A 24,574-nucleotide genomic window follows, 5' to 3' on the forward strand; every position below is an offset into this window, starting at 1 on the left:
AGCCCGCTGGGCATCGGTCACCGACAACGGCGGAATCTTCGGACCCGGACGACTCATACCGAACTAACGACAAACCTCCGACTCAGGTCACTAGGGCCGTCCTTCGGATCAGGCCGGGCCCGCGCCTTCCGGCCCCTGCGCGGAGGCGGTACTCGCTCGTACGACGAGTTCCGGTTCCATCGACGCCGGCACCGCCACCGCGTCGGGGTCCGCTATGTGCCGCAGCAGCTGGGCCACGGCCAGCGCTCCCATGTCGCTGAACGGCTGCGCGACGGTGGTCAGGGGCGGTGTGCAGTACTCCGCGAGCTCGATGTCGTCGACGCCGACCACGGAGATGTCCTCGGGGACCCGCCTTCCGAGCTCGCGCAGGGCCCTGATCAGGCCGAAAGCCATCTCGTCGCTCGCCACGAAGACGGCGGTGACATCCGGGATGCGGCCCAGGACGAGCCCGATCCGATAGCCCGAGGCGGGGGACCAGTCACCCTCCAGCGGCGGCGGGACCGGCCGGCCGGCGGCCTCCAGCGTGGTGCGCCAGCCGTCGCGCCGGCTCGCTGCCTCCAGCCACTGCTCGGGACCCGCCACGTGCCAGACGGTCTCGTGACCCAGGTCCAGCAGGTGCTGGGTCGCCAGGCGCGCCGCGAGGGCCTGGTCGACGGCCACGACCCCGGTCGCGTCGGTGCGCGACCCGTCGATCGTGATGGTGGGCATGGACCGGGTGAGCTGCTCGATCCTTTCGCTGCTGTGGATCAACGGCACCGACAGGATGACGCCTTCGACGTCCTGATCGGCCAGCCGCGCCAGGGCCCGCTCGATGGCGGAGGTGTCCAGGGAGGTCGTGGTGGCCGTGCTGACCGCGTAGCCGGCGGCCTGCGCGGCGTTCTCGATGCCGGAGGTGACGGCGGCCCGCGAATAGTACGTGGTCTGGAGGGTCACCACGCCGATGGTGCGGCTGCGGCCCGAGCTCAGCATCCGTGCCGCGTTGTTCCGGCGGTAGCCGAGCTGTTCCACCGCGGCCACCACCTTGGCCCGCGTCCTGTCCTGCACGTTCGGGTGCCCGGAGAGCACTCTCGACACGGTCTGCGCCGACACTCCGGCGACCCGGGCCACGTCCGCCATCGCGGGCGGCCGCTCCTGGTCGCCGGGATTCCGCTGCGCCGTGGGTTCCTTTGCCGTCACAAGCACGCATGATATCGCTCCCCATGCCGCTTCAGCTGGCCTTCGCCGCGGATCCGCACACCTGTGTGCCATCTATTGGCATCGATAACATTCTCTGCCATAGTTCCGATCCACCGACGCGCATCGGCGCGGGGGCCGGCGTGTTCCAGACGCGGCTCCCCCTTTGGGAGGTATCTCCTCCGCCCTGCCGCAGACCATAGGAGGAGAGCCGTGAAGCAAGCTACGACCCGATTCGCGGGCGCCGTGGGCGCCCTTGTCCTCGCGCTCGCGGCCAGTGGGTGCTCGGAGGCGGGGACACCGTCGACACCCGGGATGGCATCGATAACATTCTGGGGATGGGCCCCCGGTTACGCGGACGCGGTCGAGGCGTTCAACGCGACCCATCCGGACATCAAGGTCAGCTACCAGACGGTGCAGCCCGGCGCGAAGGGCGGCTACCAGAAGATGCTCAACGCGGTGAAGGCCGGGAACGCGCCGTGCCTGGCCCAGCTCGGGTACGAGACCCTGCCGAGCTTCGCCGCTCAGGGAGCCCTGCAGGACGTGACCGCTCAGGCGTCGGCCGCCGAGGACGACTTCCAGGCTTCCGCGTGGAAGTCGGTGACCCTGGGAGGCAAGGTCTACGGCGCGCCCGTGGACACCGGCCCGATGGCGCTGTTCTACAACAAGAACCTCTTCGACTCGCTGGGCCTCAAGCCGCCCACCACGTGGGCCGAGTACCGCACCGCGGCCGAGAAGATCCACGCCTCCGGCCCGGACCGGTACGTCTCCTCCCCGTACCTGGACTACGACTACGCCGGTCTGGCCTGGCAGGCCGGCGGAAGCTGGTTCGGCGTCAAGGACGACGCGTGGCAGGTCACGATGGCGTCGCCGGCCAACAAGAAGGTCGCCGACTACTGGCAGGGCCTGGCCGGGGACGGGCTGATCAGCAGCGCCCCGATGTACGACCAGGCCTGGTACGCGGGGCTGGGCAACGGCAGCATCGCCACGGTCGTCGGCGCGGTCTGGCAGGCCGGCGTCATCAAGGGCGGCGCGAAGGACGGCGCCGGGCAGTGGGCGGTCGCACCGATGCCCCAGTGGGAGGCCGGAGGCACCCAGGCCGGCAATGCCGGAGGCTCCGCCACCGCGGTGCTCAAGGGCTGCCAGGACCCCAAGGCCGCCTGGGAGTTCGCGCACTGGCTGAGCACCGACCCGCAGGCCTTCGGGGACCTCGTCGACAAGGCCGCGCTCTACCCGGCCGCGAAGAAGCTCCTCACCCTGCCCGCGCTGAAGCCCGACCCCTACTTCGGCGGGCAGAACATCTACGAGGTGTTCGCCGCCGCATCCCCGCAGGTCAACCCCGACTGGACCTGGGGACCGCTGATGACCAAGACCGCCGCGGACGTCAACGACGGCCTCGGCAAGGCATGGGCCGGCAACGGCACCATCGCCGACGCGCTGCGCACCGCACAGGACAAGACGCTCGGCGAAATGGAGAAGCAGGGGCTCCAGGTCGCGAAGTAGAGCGATGCGCCGGCCGGGGACGTGCGCCCCGCCCGGCCGTTCGTCCGAGCCACAGTAAGGAAAACCTCGTGACCCATGCCACCATCCCGGCGGACACCGGTCCGGCCCGTCCGGCCGCCGGATCGCCGGCAGCCCACCCGAGACCGGCCGGCGCGAGGCCGAAGCCGCCTGCGCGCGGGCTGCGGCCGCTGCTGTTCTGTGCCCCCTTCCTCGTCCTGTTCGCGGCCATGTACGTGGCTCCGATCGTCTACGCGGCGGTCAGCAGCCTGTTCACCGTTCACCGGTCGGGGCTCGGGCTCACCGCGCCGACCAAGGAGTTCCACCCGCTCGACAACTACGCGCGGGCGTTCCAGGACGGAGCCTTCACCTCGTCGCTCGCCCGCGTCGCGCTGTTCGGCCTCGTACAGGTGCCCGTCATGCTCGGCCTGGCGCTGGTGCTGGCCCTGCTCATCGACTCCAGGTCGGCGCGGGGCAAGGGCTTCTTCCGGCTCGCCGGATTCATCCCGTACGCGGTCCCCGGCGTCAGCGCCGCCCTCGTGTGGTCGTTCATGTACTCCCCGCAGTCCAGCCCCATCAACCGCGTACTCGAACCCCTCGGCCTGTCCATCCCCTTCTTCGCCGAGGACCTGGTGCTCTGGTCGGTGGCCAACATCGTCACCTGGAGCTGGGCCGGCTACAACATGATCATCATTTACGCGGCCCTGCAGGCGATCCCGGCCGAGGTGCTCGAAGCGGCCAGGATGGACGGCGCCTCGGCGTTCCGGATCGCCTGGAGCATCAAGATCCCGGCCGTACGCGGGGCGCTCGTGCTCACCGCCGTGTTCTCCATCATCGGCTCGGCCCAGCTGTTCAACGAGCCCGCCGTGCTCCAGCCGGTCTCCGCCGGCTCCCTCTCCTCCGCCTTCACCCCGATCATGTCCGCCCAGAGCGCCGTCGCGGCCGGCAACTACCCGTACGCAGCGGCCCAGTCGGTGATCCTCGCCGTGCTGGTGGGAGTCGTGTCGTTCGTGTTCTTCAAGCTGACGGACCGAGGAGAGCGCGCGTGAGCACCGTCCACACCACGCGATCGGTGACCAGGTCACGACGGGACACGAGAGCGGTGAGCCGCCTCGCGGTCATGGCGCTCCTCGCCCTGTCGGCCTTCTATTTCCTCGCCCCCCTGTGGTGGTTGCTGGTCTCGGCCACCAAACCCTTCGGTGAACAGTTCAGCGGCAACGGCCTCTGGTTCGACGGCTTCGCGCTGTTCGACAACATCGGACGGCTGAGCAGCCATGACGGGGGCATCTTCTGGCGCTGGATGTTCAACAGCCTGCTGTACTGCAGCATCGGAGCGCTGCTCGGCACGGCCTTCTCGGCGCTCGCCGGGTACGCCCTCGCCAAGTTCGACTTTCCGGGACGGGGCGCCGTCTTCGCGCTGGTGCTCGCGGCCGTCCTGGTGCCCAAGGTGCTGTTCACGCTTCCCCTGTACCTGATGTTCTCCGGCATCCACCTGATCGACAACCCGCTGGCCGTTCTGCTGCCGAGCGTCGTCAGTCCGTTCGGCGTCTACCTGGCGCGGGTGTTCGCCACGCAGACCGTGCCCGACGAGGTGCTGGAGGCCGGCCGGCTCGACGGGGCGAGCGAGTTCCGCATCTTCCGGTCCATCGGCGTCCGGATGATGCTGCCGGCCCTCGTCACCATCTTCCTGTTCCAGTTCGTGGAGATCTGGAACAACTACCTGCTGCCCGCGATGGTGCTCGGCGACGACAGGCTGCAGCCCGTGACCGTCGGCCTGGTGGGCTGGAACGCCAGCCACGTCGCCGTTCCCCCGTCGCTGGTCGTCATCGGATCGCTGGTGTCCGTCGGCCCCCTCCTGATCGCCTTCCTCGCGCTCCAGCGCTTCTGGCGCGCGGGCATGACCGCCGGAGCCGTCAAATGACCACCTCGGCCACCACGTCGACCCCCGCCTCGGCCACCACGTCGACCCCCGCCTCGGCCACCACGTCGACCCCCGCCTCGGCCACCACCGCGGTCACCCGGGCCGGACGCCCCCCGGCCCTGCTGACGCACGCCGACGGCACCTTCCTGCGCGACGGCCGGCCCCATCGCGTGCTGTCCGGCTCCCTGCACTACTTCCGGATCCACCCCGACCAGTGGGCCGACCGCCTCCAGCGCGTGGCGGCCCTCGGACTCAACACGGTGGACACCTACGTACCGTGGAACTTCCACGAGCGGACCCCGGGGGACATCCGTTTCGACGGCTGGCGCGACCTGGAGCGCTTCGTCCGCCTGGCCCAGCAGACGGAACTCGACGTGCTCGTCCGCCCCGGCCCCTACATCTGCGCCGAATGGGACAACGGCGGATTCCCCGCCTGGCTGACCGGAACTCCCGGCATGCGACTGCGCGCCTCGTACACGCCCTTCCTGGAAGCGGTCGGGCGCTGGTTCGACGAGCTGGTCCCGCGGATCGCCGCTCTCCAGGCCCGCCACGGCGGCCCCGTCGTGGGCGTCCAGATAGAGAACGAGTACGGCAGTTACGGCGACGACCACGCCTACGTCCGCTGGGTCCGAGACGCACTGGTCGCCCGAGGCGTCACCGAACTGCTCTACACCGCCGACGGACCCACCCCGCTGATGCTCGACGGCGGCACCGTCCCGGACGAGCTCGCCGCCGCCACGTTCGGCTCGCGCCCCGACGACGCGGCCGCGCTGCTGCGCTCCCGCCGCCCGGACGAGCCCTTCTTCTGCGCCGAGTTCTGGAACGGCTGGTTCGACCACTGGGGCGAGAAGCACCACGTCCGCTCGGCCGGGAGCGCGGCCGATTCCGTCGCCGGCATCCTCGACGCAGGCGGCTCGGTCAGCCTCTACATGGCGCACGGCGGCACCAACTTCGGTCTGTGGGCCGGCGCCAATCACGACGGCGACCGCCTCCAGCCGACCGTCACCAGCTACGACTCGGACGCGCCGGTCGCCGAACACGGAGAGCTCACCCCGAAGTTCTTCGCGCTGCGCGAGACACTGACCACACTCGGCGGCGCGGCCGCGACCCGCCCGCTGCCCCGCGAGCCGCGCCTCCTCGCCCCCCGTACCCTGCCGGTGACACGCGCGGCGGCCCTCCTGGACGCGCTGCGCGCGGCGGGCGAACCGGTCCACGCCCCGCTGCCGCTCAGCTTCGAGGAACTCGGTCAGGCCTCCGGCCTGGTGCTCTACACGGCCCACCCGCTGCTGCCGCCCGGCACCCACACCGTGACGGTCTCGGGGCTGCACGACCGGGCCCAGGTCTTCGTCGACGGGGCGCCCCTCGCCGTCCTCGATCAGGAGACCTCAACCTGCACCGTGGCCGGAACCGGAGAGCGGATCCGGCTGGAGCTCCTGGTGGAGAACCAGGGACGGATCAACTACGGTCCGCTCCTCGGCCAGGGCAAGGGCATCCTCGGCGGGGTACGCGTGGACCGCCGGCTGGTGCACGGCTGGGGCATGCACCGCCTCCCCATCGACGAATGGACTCCGGCGGACATCGCGCAGGCGCCCTCGCTCGCCGCGCCCGCCGCAACAGCGGGATTCGCCACCGCCCACCTGACCCTGGACGAGCCGGCCGACTCCTTCCTCGCCCTGCCCGGATTCGGCAAGGGGTTCCTCTGGGTCAACGGCAGCCTGCTCGGCCGGTACTGGGAAGTGGGACCGCAGCGCACGCTCTACCTGCCCCACCCGTTCCTGCGAGCGGGCCGGAACACACTCACCGTGCTGGAACTCGAACACCTCGGCGACAGCATCGTCCTGTGCGACCGGCCGGAGCTCGGCCCGGCGGAAGAGTTCGTCGAGACCTTCGACTGACGATCCGGCGCCGCCCTCCACGACCGGCGCCTTCGCCACACGCACACCGGCCCCGTCCGACCCGATCCGCCCACCTCCTGCCGCCCGTCACCGCGAGGGCCGGCCCTCCGCCTCATCGAAGGAGCTCCACCGATGTCCGCCGCCGCATCGCCCCCCGACACCGCCTCCCACACCGTCCGCGAGATCGCCTCGCAGCCGGACTGCTGGCGGCGTGCCGCCGCCTGGGTCCCGAGCCACCTCCCCGTGCTCCCGCGCAGGGGTGAGCGGATCGCGGTCGTCGGCTGTGGCACTTCCTGGTTCATGGCGCAGGCCTACGCCGCGCTGCGCGAGCACGGCGGTCACGGCGAGACGGACGCCTTCGCCGCCTCGGCCTTCCCGCCCGCACGCCGCTACGACCGGATCCTGGCCATCACCCGCTCGGGCACCACCACGGAGGTCCTGGACCTCCTGGGCCGCCTGAAGGGCACGGTGCCCCTCAGCGTCCTCACCGCGGACCCGGACACGCCCGTCATGGCCGCCGCAGACGCCGTCACCGTCCTGGACTTCGCGGACGAACGGTCGGTGGTCCAGACCCGCTTCGCCACCACCGCCCTTTCCCTGCTGCGCGCCCACCTGGAGCTGGAAGGCGCCCTGCCCGCAGGTGTGCGCCCGCTGGAGCAAGCGGCCCTGGACGCCGAACGGGCCGTCTGCGAGCCGCTCGCCGCCGGCCTGCGCGACGTCGAGCAGATCACGTTCCTCGGCACCGACTGGACCTACGGCCTCGCGCTGGAGGCGGCGCTGAAGATGCGCGAGGCGGCCGGAGCCTGGACCGAGGCGTACCCGGCGATGGAATACCGGCACGGCCCGGCCAGTATCACCGGCCCCCACCGGGCGGTCTGGGTGTTCGGCCAGGGCCCGCGGGGACTGCACGACGACGTCACCCGCACCGGCGGCACGTACGTCGCCGGGTCCGGCGACACGCACGGCCAACTCGACCCCCTGGCCGATCTCGTCCGGGCGCAGCGCCTCGCGGTGCTGTGCGCGGAGGCACGCGGCCTCGACCCCGACCGGCCCCGCAACCTCACCCGTTCCGTCGTGCTCGGCTCCGACCGTGGCTGACCGCACCGACCCGCTCGACTGCGTGATCGCGCTCGACGTGGGCGGTACGTCCATGAAGGGCGCGCTCCTGGACCGGGCGATGCTCCCGGTGAGCAGCCTGTGCCGGCCGACGCCGCGCACGCACGGCCCGGACGCGGTCGTGGACTCGATCGGGGACGCGCTGCGGGAACTGTCCGAGCGTGCGGCGGGCCACGGTGCGCGCCCCGTCGCAGCCGGGGTCGTGGTGCCCGGGATCGTCGACGAGACCGCCCAGCGGGCCGAGTTCTCGGCCAACATCGGCTGGCGCGACGTACCGCTCGCCGCGCTGCTCCGCGAGAGGGTCGCACTGCCCGTCACCCTCGGGCACGACGTACGCGCCGGCGGCATCGCCGAGAGCCGGCTGGGCGCGGCCCGAGGCGCCCGCGAGGTGCTGTTCCTGCCCATCGGTACGGGCATCTCGTGCGCCGTACTGGTCGACGGCCGGCCCGTTCATCCGTCGGCCCACGCGGGCGAAGCGGGACACCTGGTGGTGGAACCCGGCGGCAGGGAATGCGCCTGCGGCGCCCGAGGCTGCCTGGAGTCCATCGCCTCGGCCGCAGCCATCGAGGCCGCCTACACCGAACGGTCGGGCCGTACGGTCGACGGGGCGGCAGGGGTCGCGGCCCTGGTGGCGCGGGCGGACCCGGTCGCCCGCGGCGTGTGGGACGAGGCGGTTGCCGCGCTGGCGACCGGTCTGGCGGCCCTCACCTCGATCCTGGCCCCCGAACGCGTCGTCATCGGCGGGGGCCTGTCCGAGGCCGGAGACCTCCTGCTCGACCCGCTGCGCACCGCTCTGGCGCGCCGCCTCACCTTCCAACGCCGCCCCGAGGTGGTACGGGCATCGCTCGGCGCCGCGGCCGGCTGTCTCGGCGCCGGCCTGGCGGCGTGGCAGTCCGTCGACCCCCCTACGACCGTGGAGACCGTCCATGCCGCTCGCGTCGACTGACGACATCATCGGGGCCGCCTACGCGGACGGCCGGGGTGTCGGAGCCTTCAACGTCATCCAGATCGAGCACGCCGAAGCCATCGTCGCCGGAGCCGAGCACGCCGGCCTGCCGGTGATCCTCCAGATCAGCGAGAACACCGTCCGCTACCACGGCTCGCTCGCCCCGATCGGCCTCGCCTCGCTGACCCTGGCCCGTCGCGCCACCGTGCCCGTCGCCGTCCACCTCGATCACGCGGAGTCGGCCGAACTCGTCCACGAGGCGGTCGGACTCGGCTTCACCTCCGTGATGTTCGACGCGTCGAGGCTCCCGTACGAGGAGAACCTGGCCCACACCCGGACCGTGACCGACGCGTGCCACCGCGCCGACGTCTTCGTCGAGGCGGAGCTCGGCGCCATCGGCGGCAAGGACGGCGCGCATGCCCCCGGAGTCAGGACCGACCCGGACGAGGCACGACGGTTCGCGGCCGCGACCGCCGTCGACGCGCTCGCCGTCGCCGTGGGCAGCTCCCACGCCATGCCCACCCGCGACGCCGTCCTCGACTTCGACCTGATCGGCCGCCTGCGTGCCTCCCTCGGCATCCCCCTGGTCCTGCACGGCTCTTCGGGCGTGTCGGACACCGGCCTCGCCAAGGCCGTCGCCGCGGGAATGACCAAGGTCAACATCTCCACGCACCTCAACAAGCTCTTCACCGCGTCCCTCCGGCGCGACCTCGCCGCCGAACCCGCCCCGACCGACCCACGCAGGTACATGGGCCGGGCCCGCGAGACGACGGCGGCCGAGGTCGCACGGCTGCTGGACGTACTGGCCGGCGGATGACCCGCCGCGGCCGCCGGGGCCCCGCCCGGCGGACCTCGCCCGCTCCCGTCGGGCGTTCCCCCCACCCACGTCGGCCCACAACGGATGCGGGCCGGCGACGAGAAGAAGGAGGAGCTGTGTCACCCTCTCGCAGAAGAATCGCGGGCGCGCTCGTCGCGGCGGCATTCGCCACGGCCGGCGGCGCACCGGCAGCCGCCGCCCCACCGGTCCCGGCGGTCTCGCCGGACGCGACCTACACCGTCACGGTCGGGTCGAAAGGGTCCTGGACCCATCCGGACGACACCCCCGCCGTCCCCTACCTCGACAAGGACGGCGCCTTCTACTACCAGCAGGCCCACGCGCTCTACGGTCCCTCGGACCCGCGCAAGTGGACCTTCTACACCGGCGCGGACTTCGACACCGCCACCCGGTCGGGCCAGATCAGCGACGCCGTGAACCCCGCCAACAGCAACGACAAGAACAACGACACCACGTGGCGGTGCAACAACAGCCCGACCGGGCTGACGTCCACCAACGCCCCCGCCGGATCGGGATACTCGCAGCGGAACTTCTGCGATCTGACGGGCGTGTGGGTCGACCCGGACACCGGCCACTGGTACGGCCTGATCCACAACGAGTTCACCCCGCAGCCCTTCGGCGACGGTTCCCACTACGACGGGATCGACTACGCGGTCTCCACCGACCAGGGCCGTACGTGGGCCATCAAGGACCACGTCATCACCTCCCCCTACAGCACCACCCGGGGCGACACCGCGGCGTTCCCCCAGCAGACCTACCACTACGGCGACGGCGACCCGCGACTGTTCGCCGACACCGCCTCGGGCTACTTCTACGTCTTCTACGGATCGCGGATCGTGGACAAGGGGAGCGGCTGGAAGACGTTCCACGCGCACGTGGCCCGGGCTCCCATCTCCTCCAAGATGGCGCCCGGCTCCTGGCAGAAGTGGTACGACGGAGCCTGGTCCCAGCCCGGCGTCGGCGGCCAGGAGAGCAACATGGTGCCGGTCGGCTCCGCCAGCACCACCGGATACACCCCTGCCGACCGCGAGTACGACCCGTCGACCACCGGGACGGCGGACCAGCAGGTGGCGGCCGGCACCATGCCCCCGACGTCTCCGCTGTTCGTCATGGACATCACCTACAACGCCCACCTCGGGCTCTACATCGGCCAGCCCCAGGCCGTCGAGCAGAACGGGACGGCGCCCCAGCAGTTCTACGCCACCGACAACCTCGCCACACAGAAGTGGCGCCTGATCGGCGACACCGGCACCTACACCAACGCGTCCTGGTACCGGTGGTTCCTCGACAGCAAGAACAAGACGAGCTCGGGCATCGTCGGCAAGGACTTCCGGTCCTACTGCTCGTTCGGATGCTCTAACGGTGCCTCCAGCGAGTACATCAACGTCTCGATCGGCACGCCCACGCCCGCCGCACCGGTCGACACGAGCAAGAGCTACCGGATCGGCGCCGCCGGCCGCGTCCTCGCCCAGACCCCGGGCAGCACCGCCACCACCTCCCAGGCCGCGGCCACCGGGTCCGGGCTGGAAACCTGGACCTTCAGCAGCAGCGGCGACGGCAGCTACCGCATAGCCAACGCGGCCACCGGGGGACTGCTGGGCGTCGACTCCACATCCACCACGCAGCGCGCCTGGGGAACCAAGCCCACCGTCACCGCGCCCGGGGCCGGCGGCCCCACCGTCGGCCAGCAATGGTTCGTCATTCCCGGGACCTCCTCCGGCGACGGCAGCACCACCGGCACCCACCGCCTCGTCAACCGGTACAGCGGACTGGTCATCGGCCTGTCCGCCACCTCGTCCCGGCTCGCCGAGACGACACCGGCCCGTTCCTGGAGCAACACCGGCGGAGGAGTCGGCGGCTCACGCACGTCCTCCGAACAGACCCTGACCCTCACGGCGGTGGGAACCGTGCCCGACTCCCTGGGCGGCACCCGCACGCTCGTGTCGGGAGGCCAGGCACTCGACAACCCCAACCACAGCACCACCCCGGGCACCCAACTGATCACCTACACGCCCAACGCCGGCGCCAACCAGAAATGGAACTTCACCCGGCAGCCGGACGGCTCCTATGAGATCGCCAACGCCGAGTCCGGGCTCTGCGTCGACATCAGCGGCGGTTCCACCGCGGCGGGCGCCAAGGTGATCCAGTGGACCTGCCACGGCGGCAGCAACCAGCGCTGGACCGCCACGCGCGGACAGGACGGGCGGTACACCGTCACATCGGTGAGGAGCGGACTGCTCCTCACCACCGCCTCCACCACCGCCGGCTCCCTGGTGACCCAGCAACCGGACACCGGCTCATCGCTCCAGCGGTGGACGATCGGCTGACCTGCCGAACCCCCGGGGCGCCGGCCGCCCCGGGGGCGCGGGGACCCGTTCGAGGACACCGCCCGCGAAGACGTCGTAGAGGGGGAGGGTCTCCAGGTGGACGTAGCCGATGTGGCAGTCGCAGACGGCCAGGGGGCAGGGGCGGGCGGTGAGGGCGGCGCGGTAGGAGCCGTCGTAGAGGTTGCCGAGCTCCGTGCGGACGAAGTGGCAGCGGCGGACCGTGCCCTCGCCGTCCACCGAGATGACCGACTCCCCCGTGCGGCACGGCAGTCCGGCCGAGCGGTGGGGGCGGCGGCTGTACGGGAAGAGCGGGTCCACGGCGGTCCAGTCGTCCGCCTCGGCATCGGTGTACGTGTGGCCCTCGGCGGCGTTCGCCCAGAGGTACACGTGGCCGGGCAGGTCCGCGCGCAGCCGACGCGCGTGCGGCAGGTTCTCCGGCAGGCCGACGATGCCGACGCTGTGGCGGATGCCCCGGTCGGCCAGCTCCCCGAGCTTCGCGAGGAAGCGTGCGTACGGCGTCTGGCCGGGGTGGTACGTGCACCACAGGGCCACGGTGGCCGGGTCGGCCTCGGCGAGCCAGTCGGTGCGGCAACTGAGGTTGGTCTGGATGGCGACGCGCTCGACGTGCGGTTGGTGCGAGAGGTCCACGAGGGCGCGGCGGTACCAGGAGCGGACCAGGCCCTCGCCCCAGGGGGTGAAGAGGAGGGAGAGCCGGTCGCCCTGCTGCGCCGCCGCCCAAGCGGTGAAGCGGTCGAGGGCCGCGCGGTCGGCGCGCAGCTGGGCGGGGGTGTCGCGGCGCTTGGCGAAGGGACAGTAGGGGCAGTCGTAGTCGCAGGAGGCGAGCGGGCCGCGGTACAGGATCGTCAGGTCCACGGCGGCTACTTCGGATCGTAGGCGGCCATGGCGGCCCGTACGGCGGGTGAGAAGAGCGCCGGGCCGAGCGCGTCGGAGTGGGCGAGTCCTTCCGGGGTCAGGCGCAGCTCCTGGCCCTGTGTCCCGGCTCCCTCGAGCCAGCCGCGGGCGGCGAAGGCGGCGAGTTCGACGGGGAAGTCCTCGTGCGGGCCGGTGCCGAAGCGGTCGCGGTAGTCGGCGAGCGGCATCCCCCGGGCCTGGAGGAGGGACTGGAGGAGGTGGCGGCGGCGCGCCTCGCCGCCGTCTACGTACCTGCCGTGGACGGCGCGCCCGAAGTCGGCGGTGGCCGTGTAGTCGTCGATGATCCGCCGGATCTCGCCCATGTCGACGGCGTAGTCGAAGGAGTAGTGGAGGGCCGAGGTGTAGGAGCGGGCGCCGCAGCCGAGGCCGATCATGCCGTCGGTCTGGCAGGCGTGGTCGTCGGGTCCCTGCGGCGCGGCGCCGGCTCGGCGGAACATGCGCATCGACACCTGCTCGTAGCCGTGGGCGAGGAGGTGGTCGCGGCCCTGACGGTAGAGGTTCAGGCGCTGCTCGTCCCACTCGGTGTCGGTGTGCGCGGTGCGCCGGGCCAGGCCGGTGAGCGGGCGGACGTACAGCGGGTAGAGGTACAGCTCCTCGGGCTCCCAGGCGAGGGCGGCGTCCAGGGAGGTGCGCCATGTGGCGGGGGTCTGGCCGTCGATGCCGTAGATGAGGTCGATGTTGAGGACCGGGATGCGGGCGTCGCGGATCCGGCCGAGCGCGGCCTCCACGTCGGCGCGGCGCTGGGGGCGTACGGCGGCCCGTGCCTCGGCGTCGACGAAGCTCTGGACGCCGACGCTGAGTCGGGTGGCGCCGCGCTCGGCGAGGACGGCGAGCCGGTCGGCGGTCGCGGTGGCGGGCGAGGCCTCGACGGAGAGGGGCACGGCGCGCAGGTCCGCGCCCATGCGCCGCTCGGCGATGTCGCAGAGCCGGGTCAGCTCGTGGGCGGTGAGGAAGGTCGGTGTGCCGCCGCCGAAAGCGGCGTTGGCGAACCTGACCGGGCCGTCGTCGTCGCCGAGGGCCTCTCGGGCGGCGGCGGCCTGGCGGTCGAGTGCGGCGAGGTAGCGGCCGGTGAGGCCGTCGGGTGCGCCGATGCGGGTGAAGAGGTTGCAGAAGCCGCAGCGGACCTCGCAGAACGGTATGTGGAGGTAGAGGGAGAGCGCGCTCTTGTCCTCGCCCCGCCAGAGGTCGCGCAGGGCGGGCCGGTCGGGCAGCGGGCGGTACGCGGTCTTGTGGGGGTAGGCGTAGACGTAGCTCTGGTAGGGGCGGACATGGGAACCGTTGACCGCCTCGGTGGGCGTGGGGGCAGCGGTGGCAGTGGCGGTCATGCGGACGGCTCCAGGAAGAAGTGGGCGTACGGCACGGTCCACACGGCCTCGTGGGCGAGGCGGTGGCCGGTGTAGCCGTCGTCGCCGTAGGTCGTGCCGTGGTCGGAGCAGACGATGGCGAAGCAGCGGCGGCGGGAGCTCATCGCGGCGAAGAGGCGGCCGATGTGGCGGTCGATGTACTCCAGCGCGGCTGCGTGGGTGGCGCGGCTGTCCCCGGCCTCCCGGGTGGCGCCGGGCAGGTGGAACCAGTTGGGCTGGTGCAGCGCGGACGCGTTGAGGAAGAGGAACAGCCGCTGCTCCGCGGGGAGGGAGCCGACGATCCGCTCGGCCCGATCGACCTGCGCCTCGAAGGAGGTGGGGGACGCCACGCCGAACTCGGGCTCCCAGTGGCTCTCCTGGAACATGCCGGGGAGTACGTCACCCAGCGCGCCCTGCTTGTTGAAGAAGCCGACGCCGCCGACGCACACCGTGCGGTACCCGGCCGCGGCCAGACCGGAGACCAGGTCGGGGGTGTCGAAGACGTAGGTGCGTCCGGCGGTGCTCTCGCTGCCGGCGAAGCGCGCGGCGAACAGCCTCGGATGGGGTCCCGGTAGGGCCGGCGTGGGCAGGAATCCGGCGAACATCGCCTGGTGGGAGGCGTACGTGAAACTGCCCGGGGCGTGCCGCTTCTCCCAGCCGCCGCCGGGCAGGTGGCGGGCGAGGTGCGGAATGCGTCCGGCGGCGGCCAGTTCGGCGGCGACGTCGTGGCGGAGGGTGTCCAGGGTGAGCAGGAGCAGGTCGTCGCGGCCGACGACCTCGTTCATGTCGGGCCCGGTCTCAGGCTGGTGCACGGTGGTGGTTCCTCGGGTGGTGGTGCTGGTGTGTGCGGCCGCGTACGTACGGCAGGGCGGCGGCGACTTGGGCGGCGTAGGTGTCGAGGCCCTCGGCTGCGCTGCCCGGCAGGCCGGTCAGGCCGGGCAGCAGGTCCCCGAAGGCGTTGACCTCGGCGACGGCGAACCGCCGCCAGCCGACGGCGGGCAGCAGGTCGACGCCGACGCAGAGGGTGCCGGGGAAGCAGGCCGCGGCCCGTTCGCAGATGTCCAGGGCGTCGGCCCAGCGGGGGCCCGCGGCCTCGACCACGGCGGACAGGTCGCCGCGCTGCCCGCCGAGGTGGAGGTTGGTCATGGGCGAGCGGCTGGTGCGGACCACGGCGTGGGTGGCCCGGCCGGCCACGACGACCACGCGCAGGTCTGCCGCGCGGCCTCCGAGGGAGGCCTTGGGCCACCAGCGTTCGACGTGCAGTCCGTCGGGGGCGAGTGCGTCGACCAGCGCGGCGATCTCCCGCTCGCTCGTGAGGCGGCGCACCCGCAGGGAGTTGTACAGACGCCCGTCCTCGACCGTCTCCACCGAAGTGGCGGCCCGGACGCGGCCCCGGCCGGCCGCCTCGACGGCGACGATGCCCGACGCGGACGAGCCGTGCGCGAGCTTCACGAACACGCGGGGCATGCCGTGCGCGTCCATCAGGGCGCGTACGTCCTCCCAGCCGTCCACCGGTGTGCCGCCGCCGGAAGTCGGGGAGCGGGGCACCGGAACCCCCGCGGTGTCCAGGGTCCGGTGGCAGTGCCGCTTGTCGAAGAGGACCGCCAGCTCGTCGGGGTCGTCGAGGCGTACGCCGCCGGTGAGGCTCCGTACGGCCTCGGTGAACCGCGCGTACCAGCGGGCGCCGCCCTCCACGCGGGTGGCATCGTCCAGGCCGCGCAGGGCCCGGTCCACCTCGGCGTTCTCCCCGGGCGAGTCGAGGCGTACGAGCTCGTCGGGGGCGAACGCCGCACCGCCCTCGCGCAGGACGGAGGCCCAGGGCACGATGCGGGGCGCGGGCAGCCCGGCTCCGCGGACGGTCTGGGTGAACAGGGCGACGCGGCGGTTCTCCGGGTTGCCGACGACTGCCCAGCGCGGGGGCGGCGTGTGCTGCGTCATGGCCGCCGCGCTACTCGCCGACGGCGACGAAACGCCAGACGCGGCCGTCCCACTCGTCCTCGTCGGCGCGGCCCCGGTCGAGGTTCAGCCCGACGCCGGCGCTCTCCAGGGTGTCCCGGAAGCGCTGCTTCAGCGGGTCGCTGAGGTAGTTGTGGTGGAGGTCGAGGGCGGCGAGGTGGGTGAGGGGCTGGCCGCCGAGCAGCGCGGCGCCACCCTGGTCGGTGAGGACGCCCATGGACAGGTCGAGGGTCTCCAGCCGGGCGACGACGGGCGCGGCGGCCATGGCGGCGGCGATCTCGTCCTGGATGTCGCTGTTGCGCAGGCCGAGGTGACGCAGGCTCGGCAGGCGGTCGCCGTCCATGATGGGTTCCACGTCGGCCAGCGTGCAGTCGCCGCCGTAGTTCGCCGTGCCGAGCCAGAGGTCGAGGTGGTGCAGGGCGGGCAGGTCGCTGGCGGCGACGTTGCGGACGGCCCGGGCGGGCATGCCCCCGGTCTGGACGACGAGGGAGCGCAGCCGCTGGTGGGTGAAGGGAGGGATGACGAGGCCGCTGCCGCCGCGGACGCCGAACTCCTCCAGTTCGGGGAAGCCGTCGAGGAGCGGGCCGACGTCTCCTTGGCTGATCCAGGAGATCTCGCACTCCTCGGACTCCATGTCCCCGAGGAACAGAGCCCGCAGGGCGGGCAGCCGGGGGCGGGCGTCGAGGAGCGCGGTGATGATCTCCTCGGGGCCGCTGTCGTACGCGTCCTCCCACGCGCCGACGACGATCGCGCGGACGCGGGTGGTGTCGACGGCCGCGGTGAACCGGGCGAACGCCACGGGCCAGGCCTCCTCCGCGTCATAGGTGTCGCAGGAGACCCGCCATGCGACGGCGTCCGCCTCGGGCAGATGGTCCATGCCCTTCTCGTCGTCGGGGCCCGGAAAGTCGAAGACGGGCAGTCCGTACGACTCCCGCAGATGGCTCGCGTAACTCATGGTCCCCGCCGTTCCTCGCCTGTCTCGTCCGGTGCTGTGTCCGGTGTGCCGCGCCCGATGCGCCTGCAAGTTGTAGCAAGCGCCACTGACAACGAACGAGGCAGGGGCGGGTGGAGGGCCGTTGTCAGAGCCTCGCCGTAGCTTCGGAGGTGACGCGGCGCACCGGGCGGCGCGTGGGAAGGGGAGACGCATGTACCGGCAGGGGGACGTACTCATCGTGCCGCTCGGCGAATCGGCGGTGCCGTCGTACGCCGCGGACGCGCCGTCGGAACCGCGGGACGGGCGCGGGCGGCTCGTACTGGCGCTGGGCGAGGTGACCGGGCACGCGCACGCCGTGCTGGGACCAGGCCGACTGGTGCGGGAGCCGGGGCCGTTGGCGCCGCTGTTGCTGCATCTGCCCGACGGGGGGCGGGTGGTGCACGAGGAGCACGCCGCGATACCGCTGCCGAAGGGCTGGTACCGGGTGGTGCGGCAGCGGGAGTACGTGCCGGGCTCGGTGCGGATCGTGGCGGACTGAGTGGCTGAGGGGCCCTGACGGAGGGGACGGAGAAGGTGAGCGGGGCGGAGAGGCCGGGCGTGACGGACGTGACGGGCGTGATGGAAGTGACGGACTCGATGGAAGTGACGGGCGGAGTGCACGGGGTCGGCGGGTGGCGGGCGGTCGCGGCGGCGACCGGGGCCGCGGACCGTGCGGCGGCGGAGGCGGGCGTGCGGCTCGCCTACCGCGCGGCGGGCCTGGCCGAACCCGAGCGGATCGTGTGGGCGGACTCGCCGCGGGCCGCGGCGGGCCTGCTGGGAGATCCGGACGGCCCGTGGGGGACGGCCGTGCGGGGGCGGAGCGTGCGGGAAGAGGTCCGCAGCGCGCCGTGGAGCGCCGAGCGGGCCCGCCTGCACGAGCGGCTGGGTCCCCAGGGCTGGGGCCGCAGATGGGCCCTGACGGGTGCCCGGCTGTGGGAGAACACCGAGCGGCTGGCCGGCCGTATCCGTACCGGGCTCGTCGAGGAGCTGGCGGCGGAGGACACCGCGCAGGAGGCGGAGGTCCGGCTGCTGCTCCTGGACGCCGTCCTGGGCCAGCACGACGCAGCCTGGCTGTGCGCGTTCGACACGGGCGACCGCACACCCCTGGAGGGGCTCGCCGAAGTGGCCCGGGCGGCAGGCTGGTGGTGGCCGTACGAGCGGCTGGCCGTGGTGTGCGAGCGCCCGGTGGAGCTGCACCGCGACGAGGCGGGCCGCCTGGACCGCGGCGACGGGCCGGCCCTCGCGTTCCCGGACGGGTTCGCGCTGTACGCGTGGCGCGGGATGCCCGTGCCCGCGGATTTCCTGGCCGGGCTGGACGGGTTGACGCCCGAGCGCATCCGGGAGGAGGAGAACGCGGAGCTGCGCCGGGTGATGCTGGAGCACTACGGCTACGAGCGCTACCTCACCGCATCCGCTGCCGAGCCGGTGCACCGGGACGAGACGGGCGTCCTGTGGCGGATGCCGCTGCCGGGCGACGAAGACGTCGTGATGGTGGAGGTGGTCAACTCCACGCCGGAGCCGGACGGTACGAGCCGCACGTACTGGCTGCGGGTGCCGCCGGACACGCAGACCGCGAGGCAGGGGGTGGCCTGGACCTTCGGCCTCGACGCGGAGACGTACTCACCGGTGCGGGAGACCTGACGCGGCGCCACTCAGCCCCGGCGCGGGACCGGTGGGGTGCGACCGAGGATCAGACCGAGGACGACCATGGCCAGGCCCAGGCCGAAGTGCAGCCAGTTGTCCGGGGTGTTGACCGGGATGAAGTTGGCGTCGGTTCCGCGGTCGACGAGGAGCCCGTACAGCCACAGCACCAGGTAGACCGCTCCGCCGCCGATCAGGAAGGTGCGCGCCGCGCCCGGGGCGCGCGACATGGCGATGCCGACGAGCCCGAAGAGCAGGTGCACGATGTTGTGCAGGACCGACACCTGGAACAGGCCGAAGAGCTCCGCGCCCGAGTCGTGCCCGGCGAAGGTCATCGCGTCGTAGCCGGTGGTGGGGCCGGGGATCATGCCCAGCACTCCGGTCACCAGGAATGCCGCGCCGATCAGCAGAGCGGCCCACTGCACCAGCGACCCGGGAACAGGGGCGGGGCGGCTGCGAGAGGACATGGCGAGCCTCCTTCTCAGGGACGTCCCCCCCGTGACCGGTGCCCGGGCCCCGTCCCCTCGCGTCTACCCCGGTTTCCGGCCGCAATGCTCGTGACGGGCCACCTCGTACGGGCCTGATAGGGCCTCGTACGGACCCTCGGCGGGTGCGCCCCGGGTCAGGCGTGGCGCGAGGCCAGGACGCAGAACTCGTTGCCCTCCGGGTCGGCGAGCACGACCCACGTCACGTCGGTGCCCTGCCCGACGTCGGCGCGGCGCGCGCCCTGCGCGAGCAGACGCCGTACCTCCGCCTCCTGGTCGTCGGGGCGGAAGTCGAGGTGGAGGCGGTTCTTCGACGTCTTGGCATCCGGCACCGGTACGAAGACCAGCCCCGGCAGCCGTCCGGGCTCCGGGCGGATCTCGTACTCGTCCGGAGAGTCGTTCACGACGACCCACCCCAGAGCCCGGGCCCACCAGCGCCCCAGGGCGGCCGGGTCACCGGCGTCGACGACGGTCTGCTCCCACTCCAGTGCCATGCGCCGAGCCTAGGTCCCGGCGTCGCCGTCCGGCGAGACCCACGCCGTCCGGACGGCGTCGCCCTGGCCTGCGCGTGTCGGTGCTGGTCGCAACCCCTTAGGTCCGGCACGGTGGGCCCGGTCGGTGGCCGTCGGGCGCGACGGCCCCAGGAGCGCGCGAGGGGTTCGCATGACCGAGAACGGCATCTCCAGGACCAGCCGCCGCGCGGTTCTGCTGGCAGCCGGATCGGCCGGGGTCGCCGCGCTGGCGGCGGCCTGCTCGGGCCCGGCGCGTACCAGGGGCGCGGCAGGGCAGCCCTCGGCCTCCGCACCCCCGACCACGACACCATCACCGCCGCCCGGCAGGAGCACCCCGGCCTGCGTGCTCACCGCGGAGTCGGGCGCGGGCCCCTACTACCTGGACCTGGACCGGGTCAGGTCGGACATCACGGAAGGCCGGGAGGGCGTGCCGTTCCGGCTGGACCTGACCGTGGTGCGGGTGTCGGCCGGCTGCCGCCCGGTCGCGGGCGCCGCCGTCGACGTGTGGCACGCCGACGCCTCGGGCGCCTACTCCTCCGGCGGGGACAGCTTCCTGCGGGGCACCCAGGTCACGGACGCCGCCGGGCGGTGCGCGTTCCGCACGATCGTGCCCGGGTGGTACCAGGGGCTGGCGCCGCACATCCACTTCAAGGTGCGCCCCGACCACCGCACCGAGACGACCTCGCAGTTCTTCTTCCCCGAGGAGTTCCTGGTGAGGGTGTACGCGCTCCAGCCCTACGCCCGCCGACCCGCGCCGGACCACCCCAACACCCGCGACAGCCGCTACCGGGAATCCGGCGCCGCGATGACCCTGGCTCCCGTACCCGACGGCGCCGGCTACCGGGCCGCGTACACGGTGGGCATCGCCTGAGCCCGGTGGTCGTCCGCCTTCCGCTCCTCGGCGATTACGGGGGGAGAGATCAGCGTGCTGTGGTGGAAGCCGAGCCGCGGGTCGTGCCACCAGGGGAGGTCGTCGACGTACTGCCGCAGCTCGGGCATGCGCACCCGCTGGCGGACGGTGTTCGCGGGGTAGTCGTAGACGGTGATGGTGTTGAGCCCGCGGTTGGCGGTGAACAGCAGGGTCTGGTCGGCGGAGAGCTGGCAGGCGTACACCGAATCGATCAGCGTTCCGCGCGAGACGCGCAGCGCGCCGAGGAAGTGCCTGCTGCTCGCGGTCGGCGAGCCGCGGGTGAAGGCGTCGGTCATCTGGTGCAGTGCCTGTCGGCCGGCGAGCAGTTGCCCGGGCAGGCCGGGGCGTTCGTCGATGATGAGGTGCGTGGAGAAATCGTCCAGGTCGATCACGACGATGGTGCCGCTGCCGCCGTTGCAGTAGATCAGTTCGCGATCGGAGACACAGACGTCCGAGTTGATGTGCGCCGGCGTCTCCCGGGCGGCGGTCCAGTGGCGGAGCACCCGTCCGTGTTCGGCGTCGATCTCGAAGACGTATTCCTTGAGGTAGGCCATGGCCCATTCGTGCCAGTCGTGTCCTTCCTGGGGCAGGACACGGAAGGAGAGGGCGTAGAACCGGTCTTCGCGGGGATGGACGGCCACGTGCCAGCAGGTGGCGGGTAAGTCGACGCGGCGGGCCGTGCCGGTGTGGAGGTCGAAGATGCCGACCTCGCGGGCCTCGCCGCGGCCGGGGTGGTCCATGCCGCCGTAGACGAGGTAGCGGCCGGAGGCCGTGGTCCGCATGGCGTGGGGCAGCTTCAGGCCGTGCGGGCCCAGGCGCTCGGGACGGTCGAGGGCGTCGACGTCGAACTGCCACAGGTGTTCGCCGATCGCGCCGACGATCTTCCGGTTTTCCAGCCAGGCGATGTGCGTGGTGCCCTTGATGGACGAGTCGGTGGATTCGATCCTCAGGGTGGACAGGCGGTCGGCCTCGGCGAGGTCCGCCGTGTCGTAGAAGAACAGGTGCTGGCCGGTGTTGCCGGGGAACCCGACGGCCACGCGGGCGAGGGAGTCCCGGAGCGAGGGGTCGGATCCGGCCGACTCCGTGGCAGGCGCGGCGCGGCCCTGGCCGTGTGCCGTGATCGTGTCCAGGGTGGCGAGGAAGGACCTGCGGTAGGCGTCCTCCACCAGAGCGCGCCGGACCGCGGGCCACAGCACCGGGGTGATCGCCCGCCACACGGGTGGGAGCGTGAACTGCTGGTAGGCGCAGATGGTGACCCTGACGCAGCCGTCGGAGGTCCGCGCGAAGGACACCGAGCCGTCGTCCTGAAGCGCGGAGGCGTTCGGGCTGTCGACCTGCCTCCATCGCAGCAGCACCTCGTCCGGGCCGTAGTCGAGGGTCTCCAGCTTGCAGACGTCGAGCACGTCGCCACCGGACAGCGCGAGGTAGGCCGGCTGGGCCCGGTTGATGCTGCGTTCGAGCTGCCGAACCGGCCTTCCGTCCTCGTCCCGACCCTGGACAGCCGTACAGCCGCCCAGGTACCCGCTGGTCAGAGCGATCACTGTGCTGATGTCGAGGTGCGCGGTGAACTCGTCGAACGGAGTGGGCACTTCCCGCTCGCAGTGGAACAGAACGGCTTCGTCCAGGTAGCGCCACCGCATCCCGTCCGCATCCGGCGGGACGGCGGCGATCAACTGGTCCAGCGGTTCCAGATGGCGGGCAACGGCGTCGAACTCCGCGGGCCCGAAGGCAAGCGGATCGACGCCGAGGGGTGTCGCCGCCGCGCGGGCCACGGCCTCGTTCGGGCGGATCCGAAGCCCGGCCGCCAACTCCGCCGACCAGTCGACGGCCGTCAGCACCCTCCGCAACGCCTCTTCGGCCAGGGGGATGTCGGGCATGACCCCGCCCTACCCGGCGTCACCGCCTCCCACACCATGCGTCGCCGCAGTCGGCTGAAAGTATCTCAAGAGTGGTCAGACCAGTCGTACGGTCAGGTCATGACAGCAGCTGAAGCCCAGGCCCTCGTGTACCGCGTGGCCCGCCCCGAGGACACCAAGGCCATCGAGACCCTCGACGGCTCCTTCACCACCGATTCCGTCTTCCGGGTGACCGTGACCGAGGAGGGGTTCGCCCTCGTCGAGGTCCCCGTGGACCCGCCCCTCCACAAGGTGTTCCCGGACGACGGATCCGACGAGGAGGACGTTGACGGCGACGACGAGAACACCCGCACCTACGTCGCGGTCGACGGCGGGGGACTCGCCGGGTTCGTGGCCCTCTCCTACGACCCCTGGAACCGGCGGCTGACCATCGAGGACATCGAGGTCGCCCCGGCCCACCGGGGCCGGGGCGTCGGCCGCACCCTGATGGGCCACGCCGTCGACTTCGCACGCGAGCGCGGCGCCGGCCACGTCTGGCTGGAGGTCACCAACGTCAACGCGCCGGCCATCCACGCCTACCGGCGCATGGGCTTCGCCTTCTGCGGGCTCGACACCTCGCTGTACGAGGGCACGCCCTCGGCCGGCGAACAGGCCCTCTACATGAGCATGCCCTGTCCCTGAGCCGCGAGCAGCCGGGCCCGGACCTGCCCGGGCCCGGCGCTGCCGCCGGCCGGCGCGAGCGTGACGGTCAGGAGCCAGTCCGCCGGGTGCGCCGGATCCGCCGGGGTCCCTTCCGTCCCGGGCCCGGCCGCCGGCGGGCCGTACCACTCGACGTGCGCGTCGAGCAGCCGGTCGCCGGCGGCCCGCCGCTGCGCGTACCACCGCTGGAACGGGCCCGTCCGCCATACCTGGAGCGGTACGGTCCGCTCCCCGGCCGTGCGGTGCACGCCCGGCCCGATCCGGTCGAGAGCCGCTTGCACGGTCTCCTCCACGCTCCGCGCCACCGGCACCCCCAGGGCCTCGGCGAAGTGCATCAGGTACTCCATGCGGACCGCCTCCGGCGGCGCGCCGAGCACGGCCCGGCCCGAATCGCACCAGGTGCCCCACTTGATGTTGGAGACCAGTCCCGGCAGCCGGGCCATGTCTCGGGGGATGTAGAAGGCGACCACGTCCGAGAGCCTCATCGCCTCCTCCTCCCAGGCGATCTGCTCCGCGTACCCGGGATAGCCGCCGCCTGCCGACGGCTCGGGGACGAACACCACGAGGGTGCCCGTGCCCGCCCAGCCCGCTTTGAGCGCGGCGACGGCGGCCGGGCGCCAGGACGGCTCGCTCGGATCGGTGGGGGTGGGGCCGCACAGATAGACGGCGGCGGACCAGGCGGCGGGCGGTTGCTCGTCGACGTGGACGATCACGACATCACAGGGCACGGGGACCTCCGGGCAGCGCGGGACGGGTGGCGAAGAAGCCGAGGACGGCCTCGTTGAAGGCGGCGGGCCGCTCCAGGAAGCCGAGATGACCGCAGTCGGGCAGCTCCAGGTAGCGGGCTCCGGGGACCGCGTCGGCGACCTCCCGACCGAGCCGCGCCGGGGCGAGGAGGTCGTCGGCGAAACCGACCACAAGGACCGGGGTGTCGATCGCCGCGTAGGCGGACAGCCGGTCCTGGGTGAGCGGGCGGGTTCGGTGCCGGGGAGCTCGGCCCGCACCCCCGGACGGCTCTGACGGTTCTGACGGCGTGGAGAGGGCGGAGAGCGCGGACAGTTCGAACAGGTCCAGCCATTCCTCGGTGGCCGCCTCGTCCGCCAGGGTCCTGGGGGAGAGGTTCTGGGTGAGGCTCACGAATGCCTCGTAGGCGGGCGGCAGCCGCAATTCCGGCCCACCGCAGGCCTGTTCCGCGCGGGCCATCGCCGCCCCCACCGGGTCGGGACGGCCCCGGGTCGCCACCAGGACCGCTTGGACGGCCAGTTCCGGAGCGGCCAGCAGCAATTCCTGTACGGCCAGCGCGCCGAACGAGTGGCCGACCAGTCGGCACGGCGGCAGACCGAGCGCCTCCACCGACTCCCGTACGGCCGCGGCGAGATCGGTGGCCGAGAGCGGGGCCGCGCCCGGCCCGTCCGGGTGGTCGACGGTGACGGCTTGGTACCCGGCGGCCGTCAGCGCCGGCACCTGGTGGTGCTCCCAGATGGTGCCGGAGCCGCCGCTGCCGGGGATCAGGACCACGGGCTCGCCCGTGCCGTGCACGGTGTGCCGCGCAC

At 72.5% G+C, this 24,574-nt stretch carries 23 protein-coding genes; 12 read left to right on the plus strand and 11 right to left on the minus strand.

What is annotated here, in order from left to right; translation table 11 throughout:
- Nucleotides 1–108: 108 nt before the first annotated feature.
- A complete protein-coding gene (locus ACZ45T_RS35085; protein ID WP_468448227.1) occupies nt 109–1,116 on the minus strand; it encodes a LacI family DNA-binding transcriptional regulator in 1,008 nt (335 codons plus the stop codon).
- A 372-nt stretch (nt 1,117–1,488) separates the two neighbouring features.
- Between ACZ45T_RS35085 and ACZ45T_RS35090 the strand changes: the two genes are divergently transcribed.
- The 8 genes from ACZ45T_RS35090 to ACZ45T_RS35125 all read left to right on the plus strand — a co-directional run bounded on the left by ACZ45T_RS35090 (nt 1,489) and on the right by ACZ45T_RS35125 (nt 11,713).
- Nucleotides 1,489–2,676, plus strand: coding sequence for an ABC transporter substrate-binding protein (locus ACZ45T_RS35090; RefSeq protein ID WP_468448186.1), 1,188 nt, complete (start codon nt 1,489–1,491; stop codon nt 2,674–2,676).
- Between the two features lie 68 nt (nt 2,677–2,744).
- Entirely contained in the window at nt 2,745–3,722 is a 978-nt protein-coding gene (locus tag ACZ45T_RS35095) for a carbohydrate ABC transporter permease (protein ID WP_468448187.1), read from the plus strand.
- A 71-nt stretch (nt 3,723–3,793) separates the two neighbouring features.
- Nucleotides 3,794–4,594, plus strand: coding sequence for a carbohydrate ABC transporter permease (locus ACZ45T_RS35100; RefSeq protein WP_468448228.1), 801 nt, complete (start codon nt 3,794–3,796; stop codon nt 4,592–4,594).
- On the plus strand, nt 4,591–6,489 hold the full coding sequence (locus ACZ45T_RS35105; RefSeq protein ID WP_468448188.1) for a glycoside hydrolase family 35 protein: 1,899 nt from the start codon (nt 4,591–4,593) through the stop codon (nt 6,487–6,489). Before ACZ45T_RS35100 ends, ACZ45T_RS35105 begins: the two co-directional genes overlap by 4 nt.
- Before the next feature lie 132 nt (nt 6,490–6,621).
- Nucleotides 6,622–7,587, plus strand: a complete 966-nt coding sequence (locus tag ACZ45T_RS35110) for an SIS domain-containing protein (protein ID WP_468448189.1) — start codon at nt 6,622–6,624, stop codon at nt 7,585–7,587.
- Nucleotides 7,580–8,551: an ROK family protein gene (locus ACZ45T_RS35115; protein WP_468448190.1), complete on the plus strand. Its 972-nt coding sequence runs from the start codon at nt 7,580–7,582 to the stop codon at nt 8,549–8,551. The genes ACZ45T_RS35110 and ACZ45T_RS35115 overlap by 8 nt, the downstream gene beginning before the upstream one ends.
- Nucleotides 8,532–9,368 (plus strand): class II fructose-bisphosphate aldolase, encoded by an 837-nt coding sequence (locus ACZ45T_RS35120; protein ID WP_468448191.1) that lies wholly within the window; start codon nt 8,532–8,534, stop codon nt 9,366–9,368. Before ACZ45T_RS35115 ends, ACZ45T_RS35120 begins: the two co-directional genes overlap by 20 nt.
- Before the next feature lie 116 nt (nt 9,369–9,484).
- Nucleotides 9,485–11,713: an RICIN domain-containing protein gene (locus tag ACZ45T_RS35125; RefSeq protein WP_468448192.1), complete on the plus strand. Its 2,229-nt coding sequence runs from the start codon at nt 9,485–9,487 to the stop codon at nt 11,711–11,713.
- Here the strand turns inward: ACZ45T_RS35125 and ACZ45T_RS35130 are convergent.
- From ACZ45T_RS35130 to ACZ45T_RS35150, 5 genes are read right to left on the minus strand one after another with little or no spacing between them, the layout of a single operon-like run.
- On the minus strand, nt 11,684–12,586 hold the full coding sequence (locus tag ACZ45T_RS35130; RefSeq protein ID WP_468448193.1) for an STM4011 family radical SAM protein: 903 nt from the start codon (nt 12,584–12,586) through the stop codon (nt 11,684–11,686). The genes ACZ45T_RS35125 and ACZ45T_RS35130 overlap by 30 nt on opposite strands.
- A 5-nt stretch (nt 12,587–12,591) precedes the next feature.
- Nucleotides 12,592–13,971, minus strand: coding sequence for an STM4012 family radical SAM protein (locus ACZ45T_RS35135; RefSeq protein ID WP_468448194.1), 1,380 nt, complete (start codon nt 13,969–13,971; stop codon nt 12,592–12,594).
- A complete protein-coding gene (locus ACZ45T_RS35140; RefSeq protein WP_468448229.1) occupies nt 13,968–14,774 on the minus strand; it encodes an STM4013/SEN3800 family hydrolase in 807 nt (268 codons plus the stop codon). Before ACZ45T_RS35140 ends, ACZ45T_RS35135 begins: the two co-directional genes overlap by 4 nt.
- Before the next feature lie 13 nt (nt 14,775–14,787).
- Complete coding sequence (locus tag ACZ45T_RS35145; RefSeq protein WP_468448195.1) at nt 14,788–15,927, minus strand: STM4014 family protein; 1,140 nt, start codon at nt 15,925–15,927, stop codon at nt 14,788–14,790.
- A 10-nt stretch (nt 15,928–15,937) separates the two neighbouring features.
- A complete protein-coding gene (locus ACZ45T_RS35150) occupies nt 15,938–16,900 on the minus strand; it encodes an STM4015 family protein (protein WP_468448196.1) in 963 nt (320 codons plus the stop codon).
- Between the two features lie 190 nt (nt 16,901–17,090).
- On the opposite strand from ACZ45T_RS35150, the gene ACZ45T_RS35155 reads away from it, so the two are divergent.
- Together ACZ45T_RS35155 and ACZ45T_RS35160 are read left to right on the plus strand one after the other, a co-directional pair.
- Nucleotides 17,091–17,417 (plus strand): hypothetical protein, encoded by a 327-nt coding sequence (locus ACZ45T_RS35155; protein WP_468448197.1) that lies wholly within the window; start codon nt 17,091–17,093, stop codon nt 17,415–17,417.
- A gap of 98 nt (nt 17,418–17,515) precedes the next feature.
- A complete protein-coding gene (locus ACZ45T_RS35160; RefSeq protein ID WP_468448230.1) occupies nt 17,516–18,559 on the plus strand; it encodes a DUF6745 domain-containing protein in 1,044 nt (347 codons plus the stop codon).
- Between the two features lie 11 nt (nt 18,560–18,570).
- Here the strand turns inward: ACZ45T_RS35160 and ACZ45T_RS35165 are convergent, their stop codons facing one another.
- Both ACZ45T_RS35165 and ACZ45T_RS35170 read right to left on the minus strand, forming a co-directional pair.
- Nucleotides 18,571–19,026 (minus strand): DUF4383 domain-containing protein, encoded by a 456-nt coding sequence (locus tag ACZ45T_RS35165; protein ID WP_468448198.1) that lies wholly within the window; start codon nt 19,024–19,026, stop codon nt 18,571–18,573.
- A 155-nt stretch (nt 19,027–19,181) separates the two neighbouring features.
- The gene (locus ACZ45T_RS35170) at nt 19,182–19,538 is read right to left on the minus strand and encodes a VOC family protein (protein ID WP_468448199.1); all 357 of its coding nucleotides are present in this window, start codon (nt 19,536–19,538) and stop codon (nt 19,182–19,184) included.
- A 169-nt stretch (nt 19,539–19,707) separates the two neighbouring features.
- Here ACZ45T_RS35170 and ACZ45T_RS35175 point away from each other — a divergent pair, with 169 nt between their 5' ends.
- Complete coding sequence (locus ACZ45T_RS35175; RefSeq protein ID WP_468448200.1) at nt 19,708–20,427, plus strand: dioxygenase family protein; 720 nt, start codon at nt 19,708–19,710, stop codon at nt 20,425–20,427.
- Here ACZ45T_RS35175 and ACZ45T_RS35180 read toward each other — a convergent pair.
- The gene (locus ACZ45T_RS35180; RefSeq protein ID WP_468448201.1) at nt 20,394–22,343 is read right to left on the minus strand and encodes a hypothetical protein; all 1,950 of its coding nucleotides are present in this window, start codon (nt 22,341–22,343) and stop codon (nt 20,394–20,396) included. The two genes, ACZ45T_RS35175 and ACZ45T_RS35180, sit on opposite strands and share 34 nt — an antisense overlap.
- A 99-nt stretch (nt 22,344–22,442) precedes the next feature.
- Between ACZ45T_RS35180 and ACZ45T_RS35185 the strand changes: the two genes are divergently transcribed.
- On the plus strand, nt 22,443–23,003 hold the full coding sequence (locus tag ACZ45T_RS35185; protein ID WP_468448202.1) for a GNAT family N-acetyltransferase: 561 nt from the start codon (nt 22,443–22,445) through the stop codon (nt 23,001–23,003).
- Here ACZ45T_RS35185 and ACZ45T_RS35190 read toward each other — a convergent pair.
- Nucleotides 22,979–23,749 carry a nucleoside 2-deoxyribosyltransferase domain-containing protein gene (locus tag ACZ45T_RS35190; protein WP_468448203.1) on the minus strand — a complete coding sequence of 257 codons (771 nt, stop codon included), beginning with the start codon at nt 23,747–23,749 and terminating at the stop codon, nt 22,979–22,981. The two genes, ACZ45T_RS35185 and ACZ45T_RS35190, sit on opposite strands and share 25 nt — an antisense overlap.
- Nucleotides 23,739–24,560, minus strand: a complete 822-nt coding sequence (locus tag ACZ45T_RS35195) for an alpha/beta fold hydrolase (protein WP_468448204.1) — start codon at nt 24,558–24,560, stop codon at nt 23,739–23,741. Before ACZ45T_RS35195 ends, ACZ45T_RS35190 begins: the two co-directional genes overlap by 11 nt.
- Nucleotides 24,561–24,574 lie beyond the last annotated feature (14 nt).

Source organism: Streptomyces sp. NPDC030995 (assembly GCF_055571215.1).